The organism is Micromonospora sp. NPDC049175, assembly GCF_043197345.1.
Classification (GTDB): Bacteria; Actinomycetota; Actinomycetes; order Mycobacteriales; family Micromonosporaceae; genus Micromonospora.
On sequence record NZ_JBICSY010000001.1, the window covers coordinates 962,699 to 976,452 of the forward strand.

General features: G+C 70.9%; 11 protein-coding genes. 2 read left to right on the plus strand and 9 right to left on the minus strand.

All coding sequences use genetic code 11. The features are described 5' to 3' along the window. Positions 1–94 precede the first annotated feature (94 nt). From tpiA to rapZ, 6 genes are all read right to left on the minus strand, one after another. Positions 95–886: a triose-phosphate isomerase gene (gene tpiA / locus ACGFH8_RS03980; RefSeq protein WP_393362994.1), complete on the minus strand. Its 792-nt coding sequence runs from the start codon at positions 884–886 to the stop codon at positions 95–97. Then, complete coding sequence (locus ACGFH8_RS03985; protein ID WP_393362997.1) at positions 887–2,086, minus strand: phosphoglycerate kinase; 1,200 nt, start codon at positions 2,084–2,086, stop codon at positions 887–889. Then, positions 2,083–3,087 carry a type I glyceraldehyde-3-phosphate dehydrogenase gene (gene gap / locus ACGFH8_RS03990; RefSeq protein WP_393363000.1) on the minus strand — a complete coding sequence of 335 codons (1,005 nt, stop codon included), beginning with the start codon at positions 3,085–3,087 and terminating at the stop codon, positions 2,083–2,085. Before gap ends, ACGFH8_RS03985 begins: the two co-directional genes overlap by 4 nt. 266 nt (positions 3,088–3,353) lie before the next feature. Beyond that, positions 3,354–4,334: a DNA-binding protein WhiA gene (whiA, locus tag ACGFH8_RS03995; protein ID WP_030491583.1), complete on the minus strand. Its 981-nt coding sequence runs from the start codon at positions 4,332–4,334 to the stop codon at positions 3,354–3,356. A gap of 54 nt (positions 4,335–4,388) precedes the next feature. Continuing rightward, positions 4,389–5,456, minus strand: a complete 1,068-nt coding sequence (locus tag ACGFH8_RS04000; RefSeq protein ID WP_393363003.1) for a 2-phospho-L-lactate transferase CofD family protein — start codon at positions 5,454–5,456, stop codon at positions 4,389–4,391. Continuing rightward, on the minus strand, positions 5,453–6,337 hold the full coding sequence (gene rapZ, locus ACGFH8_RS04005; RefSeq protein WP_393364489.1) for an RNase adapter RapZ: 885 nt from the start codon (positions 6,335–6,337) through the stop codon (positions 5,453–5,455). Before rapZ ends, ACGFH8_RS04000 begins: the two co-directional genes overlap by 4 nt. 270 nt (positions 6,338–6,607) lie before the next feature. Here rapZ and ACGFH8_RS04010 point away from each other — a divergent pair, with 270 nt between their 5' ends. Then, the gene (locus ACGFH8_RS04010; protein WP_393363006.1) at positions 6,608–6,952 is read left to right on the plus strand and encodes a hypothetical protein; all 345 of its coding nucleotides are present in this window, start codon (positions 6,608–6,610) and stop codon (positions 6,950–6,952) included. Positions 6,953–7,046: 94 nt separating this feature from the next. After that, a complete protein-coding gene (recQ, locus tag ACGFH8_RS04015; RefSeq protein ID WP_393363009.1) occupies positions 7,047–8,888 on the plus strand; it encodes a DNA helicase RecQ in 1,842 nt (613 codons plus the stop codon). Between the two features lie 217 nt (positions 8,889–9,105). Here the strand turns inward: recQ and ACGFH8_RS04020 are convergent, their stop codons facing one another. The 3 genes from ACGFH8_RS04020 to ACGFH8_RS04030 all read right to left on the minus strand — a co-directional run bounded on the left by ACGFH8_RS04020 (position 9,106) and on the right by ACGFH8_RS04030 (position 13,600). After that, positions 9,106–9,765 (minus strand): C39 family peptidase, encoded by a 660-nt coding sequence (locus ACGFH8_RS04020; RefSeq protein WP_393363012.1) that lies wholly within the window; start codon positions 9,763–9,765, stop codon positions 9,106–9,108. 1,168 nt (positions 9,766–10,933) lie between these two features. Further along, a complete protein-coding gene (gene uvrC, locus ACGFH8_RS04025) occupies positions 10,934–12,958 on the minus strand; it encodes an excinuclease ABC subunit UvrC (RefSeq protein WP_393363015.1) in 2,025 nt (674 codons plus the stop codon). A 156-nt stretch (positions 12,959–13,114) separates the two neighbouring features. Then, positions 13,115–13,600, minus strand: coding sequence for a Rieske (2Fe-2S) protein (locus tag ACGFH8_RS04030; protein ID WP_393363018.1), 486 nt, complete (start codon positions 13,598–13,600; stop codon positions 13,115–13,117). Positions 13,601–13,754: the final 154 nt, after the last annotated feature.

Below are 13,754 nucleotides of genomic sequence, written 5' to 3' on the forward strand. Positions count from 1 at the left end.
GCAGGGGTCAGTCCTCTCGTAGCGATCCTCGCCCGGTCAGATCGGGCACGGTGGCACCGACCGGCGGACGGGCGGTGTCAAGGATACCGAGCGATCAGCGGGCGATGTGCTCCGGGAACCGGCAGATCTGCGCGAATTCCTCCGCGTCCAGGCTGGCGCCCCCCACCAGGCCCCCGTCCACGTCCGGCTGGGCCATGATCGAGGCGGCGTTCGACGCCTTGACCGAGCCGCCGTAGAGGACCCGCACCTGGTCGGCGGTCTCCTGGTCGAAGCGTTCCGCGAGTCGCTGACGGACCGCCCCGCAGACCTCCTGGGCGTCCTCCGGCGTCGCGGTCTTGCCCGTGCCGATCGCCCAGACCGGCTCGTACGCGATCACGACCTGCCGCACCTGCTCGGCGGTGAGCCCGGCCAGGCCCCCGTCGAGCTGGTCGGCGCAGTGCGCCACGTGGGTGCCCTGCTCGCGGACGTCCAGCCCCTCACCGACGCAGAGGATCGGCGTGAGGCCTTGCGTCAGCGCCGCCTTGACCTTGGCGTTGACGAGCGCGTCGTCCTCGTTGTGGTAGGCCCGCCGCTCCGAGTGCCCGACCACCACGTAGGTGCAGCCGAGCTTGGCCAGCATCGCACCGGAGATCTCCCCGGTGTACGCGCCGGACGTGTGCGCGGAGAGGTCCTGCCCGCCGTAGCCGATGAGCAGTTTGTCGCCGTCGACAGCGGTCTGCACGGTCCGCAGGTCGGTGAAGGGCGGCAGGACGACCGTCTCGACGTCGGTGAGCTGCTTCTCGGTGAGGCTCGCCGCCAGCTTCTGCACCAGCAGGTTGGCCTCGAGGTGGTTGAGGTTCATCTTCCAGTTGCCGGCCATCAACGGCCGACGGGTCGTGCTCGACATTCAGTTCTCCAGGGCCGCGATGCCGGGGAGGGTCTTGCCCTCGAGGTATTCCAGGGAGGCGCCGCCGCCCGTGGAGATGTGCCCGAAGGACGACTCGTCCAGCCCCAGGGCACGGACCGCCGCCGCCGAGTCACCGCCACCGACGACGCTGAACGCGTCGGCCTTGGTGATCGCCTCGGCGATGCCCCGGGTGCCCGCCGCGAAGGCCGGCATCTCGAACACGCCCATCGGGCCGTTCCAGAAGATCGTCTTCGCCGAGGACAGCGCGGCGCTGAAGCCGGCGACCGTCTCCGGACCGACGTCCAGACCGAGCCGGTGGCTCGGGATGCCGTCGACCCGGACCGTGTCGTGCGCGGCATCCGGGGCGAACGCGTCCGCCACCACCACGTCGACCGGGAGCATGATCTTGCCGTTGGACCGCTCCAGCAGGTTGCGGCAGGTCTCGACCATGTCCTTCTCCAGCAGCGACGTGCCCACCTCCAGGCCCTGGGCCTTGAGGAAGGTGAAGCACATCCCGCCACCGATGAGCAGCCGGTCGACAGTGGGCAGCAGTGCCTCGATCACGGCGAGCTTGTCGGACACCTTCGACCCACCGAGCACCACCACGTACGGACGCTCCGGGTCGGCGGTGAGCGTGGAGAGCACCTCGACCTCCCGCAGCACCAGTCGGCCCGCGACGTGCGGCAACCGGGCCGGCACGTCGAAGACGCTCGCGTGCTTGCGGTGCACGGCACCGAAGGCGTCGTCCACGTACGCGTCGCCGAACGCGGCGAGCTGGTCGGCGAAAGCGCCCCGCTCGGCCTCGTCCTTGCTGGTCTCGCCCGCGTTGAACCGCAGGTTCTCCAGGAGGGCGACCTGGCCGTCGGCCAGGTCCGCGACCGTGGAGCGGGCGGACTCGCCGACGGTGTCGGTGGCGAAGTGCACGGGCGCGCCGAGCAGCTCACCGAGCCGCCCGGCGACCGGGCGGAGGCTGAACTGCGGGTCCGGTGCGCCCTTCGGGCGGCCCAGGTGCGAGCAGACGACAACCTTCGCGCCGGCTTCGACCAGCGCGCCGAGGGTCGGCAGCACCGCGCGGATGCGGCCGTCATCGCTGATGGCTCCGGACTGCTTGTCGAGCGGGACGTTCAGGTCGGCGCGCACCAGCACGCGCCGACCCGACACCCCCTCGGCGAGCAGGTCGTCGAGGGTCCGGATGCTCACAGCGACGAACCGACCAGCTTGACCAGGTCGACCAGGCGGTTGGAGTAGCCCCACTCGTTGTCGTACCAGCCGACGACCTTGACCTGGTTGCCGACGACCTTGGTCAGCGGCGCGTCGAAGATGCACGACGCCGGGTCGGTCACGATGTCGCTGGAGACGATCGGGTCCTCGTTGTAGACGAGGATGCCCTTGAGCGGGCCGTCCGCGGCGGCCTTCAGCGCGGCGTTGACCTCGTCCACGGTGGTCTCCCGACCCACGTTGACGGTGAGGTCGGTGACCGAGCCGGTCGGGATCGGCACCCGCAGCGCGTAACCGTCGAGCTTGCCCTTGAGGTCCGGCAGGACCAGACCGATGGCCTTGGCGGCGCCGGTCGAGGTCGGGACGATGTTCAGCGCGGCGGCCCGGGCCCGACGCAGATCCGAGTGCGGCGCGTCCTGGAGGTTCTGGTCCTGGGTGTACGCGTGGATCGTCGTCATCAGACCGTGCTGGATGCCGAACGTGTCGTGCAGAACCTTCGCCATCGGGGCGAGGCAGTTGGTGGTGCACGAGGCGTTGGAGATGATCGTGTGCTTCGCCGGGTCGTAGGTGTCGTGATTGACACCCATGACGACGGTGACGTCCTCGTTCTTCGCCGGGGCGGAGATGATGACCTTCTTGGCCCCGCCGTCGACGTGCGCCTTCGCCTTGGTGGCGTCGGTGAAGAAGCCGGTCGACTCGATGACGACGTCGGCGCCCACCTCACTCCACGGCAGCTTCGACGGGTCCTTCTCGGCGTACGCCTTGATGGTCTTGCCACCGACGGTGATCTCGTCGGCGGTGGCCTTGACCTCGTACGGCAGGCGGCCCAGGATGCTGTCGTACTTGAGCAGGTGGGCGAGGGTGCCGTTGTCGGTCAGGTCGTTCACCGCCACGACCTCGATGTCGGCGTCGGACGCCAACACTGCCCGGAAGAAGTTACGGCCGATTCGGCCAAAGCCGTTGATGCCAACCCGGATGGTCACAGGTCCCATCTCCTCGCGTTCTGGTCCGCCGGCTTCAGACAACGGGCCGGCGGGAATGGTGTGCGCCGACCGTTGGAGCCGGCCGGTGACGGTTCATCTCGGCCACCCCGCCGCGCGGTCTGCGGACCTGACCGCCCGAGGCGGTGGGCACGGCGAGGAGTGCCGGTGTCGGCCCCCTTGCCGTACGCAGCGACCCTATCCGAGCGTGCGAGACCACGCTGCGCCGGGTCGTGCTCCCGGGCACACCGTGCGGCCCCACCGTCCTATCAGACCACGAGCATGTCGGGCGTGACTGCCGCTTCCGTATCCGGGATGCCGAGGTCCCGGGCCCGCTTGTCGGCAAGCGCGAGCAGCCGGCGGATCCGCCCGGCGATCGCGTCCTTGGTCAGCGGCGGGTCCGCGAGCGCGCCCAACTCCTCCAGCGACGCCTGCCGGTGCTCCAGGCGCAGCCGCCCGGCGTCGGTCAGGTGGTTGGGCGCCTCCTCGGCGAGGATCTCCAGCGCCCGGGTGACCCGGGCGGCGGCGGCGACCGCGGCACGCGCCGAGCGGCGCAGGTTGGCGTCGTCGAAGTTGGCCAGCCGGTTGGCGGTGGCCCGCACCTCCCGGCGTACCCGGCGTTCCTCCCAGGCCAGCACGCTCGAGTGCGCGCCGATGCGGGTGAGCAGCGCGGCGATCGCGTCGCCGTCCTTGACCACCACCCGGTCCACCCCGCGCACCTCGCGGTTCTTGGCGGTGATGCCGATGCGCCGCGCCGCGCCGACGAGCGCCAACGCCGACTCCGGGCCCGGGCAGGTGATCTCCAGAGCGCTGGAGCGGCCGGGCTCGGTGAGCGAGCCGTGGGCCATGAACGCGCCCCGCCACGCGGAGACCGCGCAGCAGACGTTCGCCGCCACCACGTGTGGGGGCAGCCCACGCACCGGGCGACCCCGCACGTCGAGCAGGCCGGTCTGCCGGGCGAGGGCCTCGCCGTCCTTGACCACCCGCACGATGAAGTGGCTGCCCTTGCGCAGGCCACCGGAGGCCAGCACGTGGATCTCGCTCGGATATCCGTAGACCTCGGCGATCTCCCGGCGTAACCGCCGGGCGACCGCCCCCGTGTCCAGTTCCGCCTCCACCACCACGCGGCCGGAGACGATGTGCAGCCCGCCGGCGAAACGCAGCAGTGCGGCCATCTCCGCCCGCCGACAGCAGGGCTTGGGCACGTCGACCCGACTCAGCTCGTCCTTGACCGCGGCCGTCATCGCCATTGTGCGTCCCCTCACGGACCGGTTCCGGCGTGTCGCCGGAGATTACGTACGTGTCTAACGATCGGCACCCAGGACAGGCACCAGCGCGGCGCCCAGGGCAGCCGGATCATGGCGGGGAGTGCCGTCGGTGACGGCGACGGGGGCGAGGACCAGGCGGGCACCAAGCGATTCTGCCGCACGTTCGACCGGTTCGGGGTCACCCACCGCCAAGGCATCGGCGAGCACGAGATCCACCTTGAGTTCGGCCAGGTACCAGTGCAGGGCCGCGAGGTGGTCGGCGGCCGAGAGCCCGAGGGTTTCCTTCTCCGCGGCGAGGTTGAGCGTGACCAGCCGCCGGGCCGAGGTGGACACGATCGCGTCGGCCAACTGCGGCACCAGCAGGTGCGGGAGCACGCTCGTGTACCAACTGCCCGGCCCGAAGATCAACCAGTCCGCCGCCATGATCGCCTCGATGGCCTCGGCGCAGGCCGCCGGCGCGGCGGGCGTGAGACGCAGCGACTCGACCCGCCCGGTGGTGACCGCCACCTGGTGCTGGCCACGCACGGTCCGCAGCTCGTCGGGGGCGGCCGGGTCGACACCGCGTACCTGCGCCTCGATACCGACCGGCTGCCGGGACATCGGCAACACCCGGCCGACGGTCCCGAGCATCGCGCCGGCGTGCTCCAACGCGGCCACCGGGTCACCGAGCAACTCCATGAGACCGCAGAGCACCAGGTTGCCCACCGCGTGCCCGGCCAGCCCGTCGGCGCCGGCCGACGCCCCGTCGGTGCCGCTCGGGGCCGCACCGACCCGGTCCGGGTCGTCGCCCGCCGCCGGACCCGGGTCGGTCGCCCCCGATCGGGGTACGCCCACCGGTACGGCGGCGAAGCGGTGCTGGAACAGCCCGGCGCTGCGTCGGGTGGCCGGGTGGTCGCCGGCAAGCGCCACGAGCGCCTGCCGCAGATCGCCAGGAGGCAGACCACCCCGCTCGGCGCGCAGACGGCCACTGGAGCCACCGTCGTCTCCGACGGTGACCACGGCGGTGATGTCGAGGTCGAGTTCGGGCGCGCAGTGGCGCAGTGCCCGCAGCGAGGCGGAGAGCCCGTGTCCACCGCCGAACGCCACCACCCGGCGGGCCGTCACTCGCGCCCCAGATCGCGGTGCTGGGCGTTCGCCGCCAGCCCGGAGTGGCGCAGGCGGCTGGACAACTCCTCGGCGATGGCCACGCTGCGGTGCTTGCCGCCGGTGCAGCCCACGGCGACCGTCAGGTACCGCTTGCCCTCCCGCTCGAAGCCGGCGGTGGTGGCGTTGACCAGGTCGGCGTACGAGGCGACGAAGGCGTCCGCGCCCTCCTGGCCCAGCACGTACGCGCTGACCGCCTCCTCCCGACCGGTGTGCTCGCGCAGCTCCGGCACCCAGTACGGGTTCGGCAGAAAGCGGGCGTCGAGCACGAAATCGGCGTCCGGCGGCAGGCCGTACTTGAAGCCGAACGACAGCACGGTGACCCGCAGCCGGCGGGCGTCCTCGCCGCCGAACAGCTCCTCGATGCGCCGACGGAGCTGGTTGACGTTGAGGTGGCTGGTGTCGATGATCACGTCGGCCTGGTCGCGCGCCTCCTCCAGCAGGCCACGCTCCACGGCGATGCCGTCGGCCAGCCGCCCGTCGCCCTGCAACGGGTGCGAGCGGCGAACGCTCTCGAAGCGCCGGATCAACACCTCGTCGTCGGCGTCGACGAAGACCACCCGGGGCGAGAAGCCGCGCTCCTTCAGCTCCCGGATCGCCCCGGCCAGGTCGGTGGAGAAGGCCCGCGACCGCACGTCCAACACCATCGCGGTACGCCGGGCCGCGCCGCCGGCCTTGAACGCCAACTCGGCCATGTCCAGCATCAGTGCCTGCGGCAGGTTGTCGACCACGTAGTAGCCGACGTTCTCCAACGCCCGGGCGACGGTGCTGCGGCCACCCCCGGAGACGCCGGTCACCACCACGAGTGTGGTCTCCGACTCGGCCGCCTGCTGCCCGTCCACGGCGACCGGATCGTCGATCCGGTCACCGGCTGCGCGCGCCTCGCTCACCCGTACCCCCAAGCTGTGGCGCCGCGGCCCCCTCGGCCGCGATTGGTCAATCAGCGACTCTATCCCGCCATCTCCCCGGAGGGCCGACGCCCGTCGCGGGTCGCCCGGCGGACGACGGCCGCGGGTCGCGCTCCCGACAGACTCCACCCTTGATGACGATCAGTAATCATAAATAGACTCTTCGTGATCGTCGCAGGTCAGACCGACATCTGGGAGGGTGCGATGCACGACCTTGCGGACAAGAACAAATACATCGGCTTCCTGTTCATGCGGATCAGCCCGGAGTACTTCGCGCTCGGCCGGGAGGGCATCCACGAGGTCTCCGCCGAACACGCGCGGGACCTGGGCCGCTTCGCCAAGCAGCTCACCCACGTCGTGACGACCGGCGTGAACGGCAAGTACGACCAGGTCACGATCGTCGAGGGGGACACCCTCGAGGAGATCAACGCGGCGGCCACCGCCTTCCGGATGGGTGGCAAGGCCCGCTACATCGAGATCGTGGACATCGTGGTCGGGATGAAGGCCCCGCCGCGCGGTCTGGCGAACCGCTCCAAGCAGCCCGACTGACCCCGTCCCCCCGGCGCGCCCGCCACTCGGGTGCGCCGGGCGGACTCGGGTGCGCCGGGCGGGCGCTGTCGGGGTTGGCTCGTAGACTCCGCGAATGGCTTCTCCCACCGACCTGCGCACCGAGGACGCTCTGCCGGTGCTGCGCCGGGTGTTCGGCTACGACGCCTTCCGCGGTTTCCAGCAGCAGGTGATCGACCACGTGGTCGGCGGTGGCGACGCCCTGGTGTTGATGCCCACGGGTGGCGGCAAGTCGCTGTGCTACCAGATCCCGGCCCTGGTCCGCGACGGCGTCGCGGTCGTCGTGTCGCCGCTCATCGCGCTCATGCAGGACCAGGTGGACGCCCTCACCGCGGTCGGCGTCCGCGCCGGCTTCCTCAACTCCACCCAGACCCTGGACGCCCGACGCCGGGTCGAGGCCGCCTTCGTGGCCGGCGAGCTGGACCTGCTCTACCTCGCCCCGGAGGCCCTCGGCGTCCGGTCCACCCTCGCCCTGCTGGACCGAGGTCGCATCTCCCTGTTCGCGATCGACGAGGCGCACTGCGTGTCCCAGTGGGGGCACGACTTCCGCCCTGACTACCTCGCGCTGTCGATGCTGCACGAACGCTGGCCCCAGGTCCCCCGGATCGCGCTGACCGCCACCGCGACGAGCGCCACCCGCACCGAGATCGCCAGCCGGCTCAAGCTCGACGACGCGCGGCACTTCGTGGCCAGCTTCGACCGGCCCAACATCCAATACCGGATCGTGCCCAAGCGGGAGCCGCGCAAGCAACTGCTCGCCCTGCTGCGCGACGAGCACCCCGGCGACGCCGGGATCGTCTACTGCCTGTCCCGCGCCTCGGTCGACAAGACCGCCGAGTTCCTCGTCGCCAACGGCATCGCCGCCCTGCCGTACCACGCCGGCCTGGACGCGGGCACCCGCGCTCGCAACCAACAGCGCTTCCTGCGCGAGGACGGCCTCGTCATGGTGGCCACCATCGCCTTCGGCATGGGCATCGACAAGCCCGACGTCCGGTTCGTCGCCCACCTCGACCTGCCCAAGTCCGTCGAGGGCTACTACCAGGAGACCGGCCGCGCCGGGCGTGACGGCCTGCCCTCCACGGCCTGGCTGGCGTACGGGCTGCAGGACGTGGTCCAGCAACGCAAGATGATCGAGACCTCCGACGGCGACCTCGCCCACCGCCGCAACCTCGCCGCGCACCTGGACGCGATGCTCGCCCTCTGCGAGACGGTGCGCTGCCGACGGGTCCAACTGCTCGAATACTTCGGCGAGCGGACGCCGTCCGCCTGCGGCAACTGCGACACCTGCCTCAACCCGCCAGAGACCTGGGACGGCACCGTCGCCGCCCAGAAGTTGCTCTCCGCCGTCTACCGTCTCGACCGCGAACGCAACCAACGGTTCGGCGCCGGGCACTGCATCGACATCCTGCTCGGCAAACAGACCGACAAGATCAGCCAGTACGGTCACGACTCGCTCACCGTCTTCGGCATCGGCGCCGAACTGAGCGAGGCGGAGTGGCGGGGCGTCGTCCGACAACTGCTCGCCGAAGGGCTGCTCGCCGTGGAGGGCGACTACGGCACGCTGGCCCTGACCGAGGCGAGCGCCGACGTCCTGGGTCGCCGTCGCACTGTCACGATGCGCCGCGAGCCGGAGAAGCCAGCCTCCAGCCGCTCGTCGAAACCGCGCGGCGCGGCCACCGTGGTGGCCGAGTTGACACCCGCCGCCGCGTCGCTCTTCGAGCGGCTGCGGAGCTGGCGGGCGGCCACCGCCAAGGAGCAGGGCGTCCCGGCGTACGTGATCTTCCACGACGCGACGCTGCGACAGATCGCGAGCGACGCGCCGGGCACGCTGGCCGACCTGTCCCGGATCAGCGGCGTCGGCGAGAACAAACTCGCCAAGTACGGCGAGCAACTCCTCGGCGTCCTCGCCGCCGACTGACGTCGACCAATGCCGAAGGGCCGGACCCCGTGTGGGGTCCGACCCTTGCAGCGGCGCGGCCTTACCGGTGGTGCGGCCTTGCGGTGGTGCGGTGCGGCCTTGCGGTGGTGCGGTGCGGTCCTACGGCGGTGCGGCTTGCCGTGGTCCGGTGCCGCGGTGGTGGTGCGGCCTTGCCGTGGTGCGGCCTTGCCGTGGTGCGTCCTTGCCGTGGTGTGGGTCAGCTGGTGGCGTAGCCGCGGGTGGCGATCCAGTCGGCGAGGTGCTCGACGCTGATCTGGTACGCGGCCTGGTTGGGGTCGGCGGAGTCGGCGATGGTGACGGTGTTGCCGTTGTCGCGGTAGCCGACGACGCTGATGTAGTGCCCGCCCTCGTAGGAGTGGACGGCGCCGTCGGTGTCGGTGCTGGTGCCGGCGATGTTGGCGACCACGGCCCGGCCGTCGTCGACGGTCTTGACGACATCGGCGCGCAGGGTGTCGGTCTGCCCAGCGTCGGCGTCGGGGCTGCTGATCTCCACGGACCGGTAGGCGTCGTTCTTACCGGTCTCCTTGTTCAGCACCGGGGTGATGTCGTTGATGGAGTTGGTGCCGGCCTCGGTGGTGCCCATTTCCTTGGCCATGTCGTCGACGTTGATGTTCTTGCCCTGCACGCTCAGGGCGTTACGGGTCGCGGCGGGCCCGCAGTAGTAGAAGTTCGGCTGCGCCTCGTAGCGCACACCCAGTTCCCGCTCACCGTGGGTCTTGCGGTCGGTCTGGGTCTGCGTGGCCGGCGTGGCCTCCGACGCGGCGTAGGCAGCGGTGACGGGTCCGGCGATGGCACCACCGGTGAACGCGAGGCCGGCGGCGGTCAGAGCGGTCTTACGGATCAGATCGGTACGCATGATGGCGTGCTCCTCTGCATCGGGGGTGCCCGCGCCGCCTCCGGGGGGTGGGTGGTGGCGCGGGGGTAGTTCGAGGGGGTTCTGCCCGGTGACCCGGGAGGGGGTCGGCGTCGGGACAGGGTGCAACGGTTCGTGGTGGCGGGTCATTCCGCCTGCCCGGGGTCGGCGCATTCCGCCTGCCCGAGGGGCCGGCCGGTGGTGGTGCTCGGCCGTGCGGGGGGTGTAACCGGGGCGGGCCGGCGGGTGTTCCCGGCGGCTGTCTCCGGCGGCGAGTTCCCGGCGGCCGGCTCCGGTGGGAGGACCGGGCGGCTGCCGTGCCGGCCCGTTGTGGTGCTCGGCCGTTGTGGTGCTCGGCCGTGCGGGGGATGTAACCGGGGCGGCCGGCCGGGTGTTCCCGGCGGCTGACTCTGGCGGGCGGACCTGGCGGTGGTTCCCGCCGGGGCCGGCACACCATGACCCGGACTGTTGCGGTGCTCTGCCAGGTATAACGACCCGGGCCGGCCGCCGATTCCGCCACCGGGGTGGCCCCGATCACCCGACAATCCGGCCCAAACCCGACAATCGACCCAGCCCCGCCGACCGGACACGGCGGCCGCGGGGGCGTGATCCACTCGGGTTCCGTGAAGACGCGCTGTCCGGGGGCCAGGGATACCCCGACATCATGGAACCCGAGTAGATCATGCCAGCGTGCACCGTTTCGGCACCCGCGCCGGCCCGACCCGGGTGCCGGGGGCCGAAACGCCACGTGGACAGGCACCCCCTTCCATGATCGTGCTCGATCCAGGAAATAGGCCCCTCCGTGCGCCGACGAGGCCACTACAACCAGGATCGAGCACGATCATGGGCGTGGACCACGCACGACCACGCACGACCACAGACGCGCAGCGCACACGACCACAGGCGCGGACCGCGCACGACCACAGACGCGCACCGCACGACCACAGGCGCGCACCGCGCACGACCACAGACGCACACCGCACACGACCACAGACGCGCACCGCACACGACCACAGACGCACACCGCACACGACCACAGGCGCGGGTGCCCGGATCAGGTAGATCTGCACGGGGGGCGGGTTGTGGGTCGCGCACGTCGACGGCCCGGCCCAGGTTCAGATCGTGCTGGCCTGCTGGGAGGGACTGATCGCGCCGAACGGCGCGGGCGGCCTCAGGTGCCCGGTGTCGCTGCCGCGCTCTCGTCGGTCGTCGTGTCCTTGTCGGTCGTCGCGTCCTTGTCGGTCGTCGCGTCCTTGTCGAGGGCGGCCAGGATCGCCTCGGCGGTACGCCGACCCACCCCGGGCACCTCGATGATCTCCTCGACTGTTGCGGCGGAGAGCCGCTTGAGGGATCCGAAATGGCGCAGCAGCGCCTTGCGCCGTACCTCCCCGAGACCGGGCACGTGGTCCAGCGCCGACTCGGTCATCCGCTTGGATCGGCGCTGCCGATGGAAGGTGATGGCGAACCGGTGGGCCTCGTCACGGACCCGTTGCAGCAGATAGAGCCCCTCCGAGGTGCGCGGCAGGATGACCGGCAGGTTGTCGTTCGGGAGCCAGACCTCCTCCAAACGCTTGGCCAACCCACACAGCGCCACGTCGTCGATCCCCAGGTCGGCGAGGGCCTGCGCGGCGGCCGCGACCTGTGGGGCGCCGCCGTCGACGACCACCAACTGCGGTGGGTACGCGAATTTCCGCGGCCGGCCGGTGGTCGGGTCGATCAGGACACCGACCTGAGGCTCCACCGCGTCTTCCGGGGCGGCCTGGTCGTCGGCCGACTCCACCCCCACCTCGCCCGTCTCGGCCCGCGCGTCCAGGTATCGGGCGAATCGGCGGCGGAGCACCTCGGACATGGCGGACAGGTCGTCGGTGGCACCCCGGACGATGAACCGCCGGTACTCGCTCTTGCGGGGCAGCCCGTCCTCGAAGACCACCATGCTGGCGACCACGTCGGTGCCCTGGATCTGGGAGATGTCGAAACACTCGATGCGCAGCGGCGAGGTGCGCATGTCCAGCGCCTCGCTGATCTCGTCCAACGCCTTGCCCCGGGTGGTCAGGTCACCGGAACGTTTCAGCTTGTGCCGGGCCAGCGCGTCCTTCGCGTTGCGCTCCACGGTCTCCATGAGTGAGCGTTTGTCGCCGCGCTGCGGCACCCGCAGCGACACCCGGCTGCCCCGGTGGTCGGAGAGCCACTCCGCCAGCGCGTCGGCGTCGGCGGGCAGCTCGGGCACCAGCAACTCCCGGGGGACGTCGGCCTCACCCTGCTCACCCCCGTACACCTGGGTGCAGAAGTGGTGTACCAGGTCTCCGGTGGTCAGGTCCTCGGTCTTCTCCACCACCCACCCTCGCTGGCCGCGGACCCGGCCGTCGCGAACGTGGAAGACCTGCACGGCCGCCTCAAGCGGGTCGTCGGCGAACGCGACCACGTCGGCGTCGGTGCCGTCGCCCAGCACCACTGTCTGCTTCTCCATGGCCCGGCGCAGCGCGGCCACGTCGTCGCGCAGTTTGGCGGCACGCTCGAACTCCAGTTGCTCGCTCGCCTCGGTCATCTCGCGCTCGATCTTGCGGACCATGGTGTCGGTGCGTCCGGCCATGAAGTCGCAGAACCCGTCGACGATCGCGCGGTGCTCGTCGGCGGAGACGGTGCCGACGCACGGCGCCGAGCACTTTCCGATGTAGCCGAGGAGGCAGGGACGGCCGACCTGGCCGGCGCGCTTGAACACGCCGGCCGAGCACGTCCGGGCGGGAAACACCCGTAGCAGCAGGTCGAGGGTCTCCCGGATGGCCCAGGCGTGCGAATACGGACCGAAGTAGCGCACCCCCTTGCGCTTGGCACCGCGCATCACCTGCAACCGGGGGTATTCCTCGTTGAGGGTGACGGCCAGATAGGGGTACGACTTGTCGTCGCGGTAGCGGACGTTGAATCGGGGGTCGTACTGCTTGATCCAGGTGAACTCCTGCTGGAGCGCCTCGACCTCGGTGCCGACGGTGATCCAGTCCACCGACTCGGCGGTGGTGACCATCTGCCGGGTGCGCTCGTGCAGATTCCAGACGTCGCCGAAGTAGGAGTTGAGCCGGCTGCGCAGGTTTCTCGCCTTGCCGACGTAGATCACCCGGCCGGTGCCGTCTCGGAAGCGGTAGACCCCTGGTAACTCCGGGATGGTGCCGGGCGCGGGACGGTAGGTCGAGGGGTCAGCCACGCCACCAAGCCTAGTCCGCACCACCGACAGCCCGTTGCAGGCGCTAGATCCACTCGGTTTCCGGGAAGTCGGGGTGTCGGCTGGCCGCAGACACCCCGACTTCCTGAAACGCGAGTCGATCATCTGGCGGGAGCGCTTGCCGCTCCCCCGAGCCGGTCAGGCCAGCGAGATCTGGTCTCCGGTGACCTTGATGTCCCTGGGGGGCAGCGGCTTGGTGGCGGGGCCGGCCTTCACCGAGCCGTCCTCGATCGAGAACTTGCTGTTGTGGCAGGTGCAGTTGATCGTGCCGCCGTCGACGTTCGTCACCGGGCAGTTCTGGTGGGTGCAGATCGGGCTGAAGCCCTTGAACTGGCCAGCCACGGGCTGGGTGATGACCACACCCTGGGCGGCGAGGACCTTGCCGCCGCCGACCGGGATGTCGGCGGTGGTGGCAAGCGACTGCGCGCCCTGCCGGTCGCCGCCACCCGCGTCACCGGTGCTGGGCACCGCCGGGCCCCCACTGGTGGGAGCACCACTGCCACTGTCGCCGTCGTCACTGCCGCAGGCCGCCAAGACGACGGCCGCGCCGACCGCCCCGACGCCGGTGAGCAGGGTACGACGTGTCTGCGTACCCGGACCGGTCAGCGCCTGATCGTCACTCATGCCTCGCCTCTCTCTAACCCGCCGCGCCGGTCAAGAGCCGGCCACACCTTGTCCACACGAGCAACTGTGCCGGATGGTTCACCACGGCATCCGTCCGAACCGGGAAATGAGACGGGGCGCGCCTCGACCGACCAGGCCACGCCGTCACGAACGC

What these genes read in the sequence shown, in the direction of transcription:
- tpiA (WP_393362994.1), bottom strand. Translation starts at nt 886, where the DNA reads ATGTCGAGCACGACCCGTCGGCCGTTGATGGCCGGCAACTGGAAGATG.
- whiA (WP_030491583.1), bottom strand. Translation starts at nt 4,334, where the DNA reads ATGGCGATGACGGCCGCGGTCAAGGACGAGCTGAGTCGGGTCGACGTG.
- ACGFH8_RS04010 (WP_393363006.1), top strand. Translation starts at nt 6,608, where the DNA reads ATGCACGACCTTGCGGACAAGAACAAATACATCGGCTTCCTGTTCATG.
- recQ (WP_393363009.1), top strand. Translation starts at nt 7,047, where the DNA reads ATGGCTTCTCCCACCGACCTGCGCACCGAGGACGCTCTGCCGGTGCTG.
- ACGFH8_RS04020 (WP_393363012.1), bottom strand. Translation starts at nt 9,765, where the DNA reads ATGCGTACCGATCTGATCCGTAAGACCGCTCTGACCGCCGCCGGCCTC.
- ACGFH8_RS04030 (WP_393363018.1), bottom strand. Translation starts at nt 13,600, where the DNA reads ATGAGTGACGATCAGGCGCTGACCGGTCCGGGTACGCAGACACGTCGT.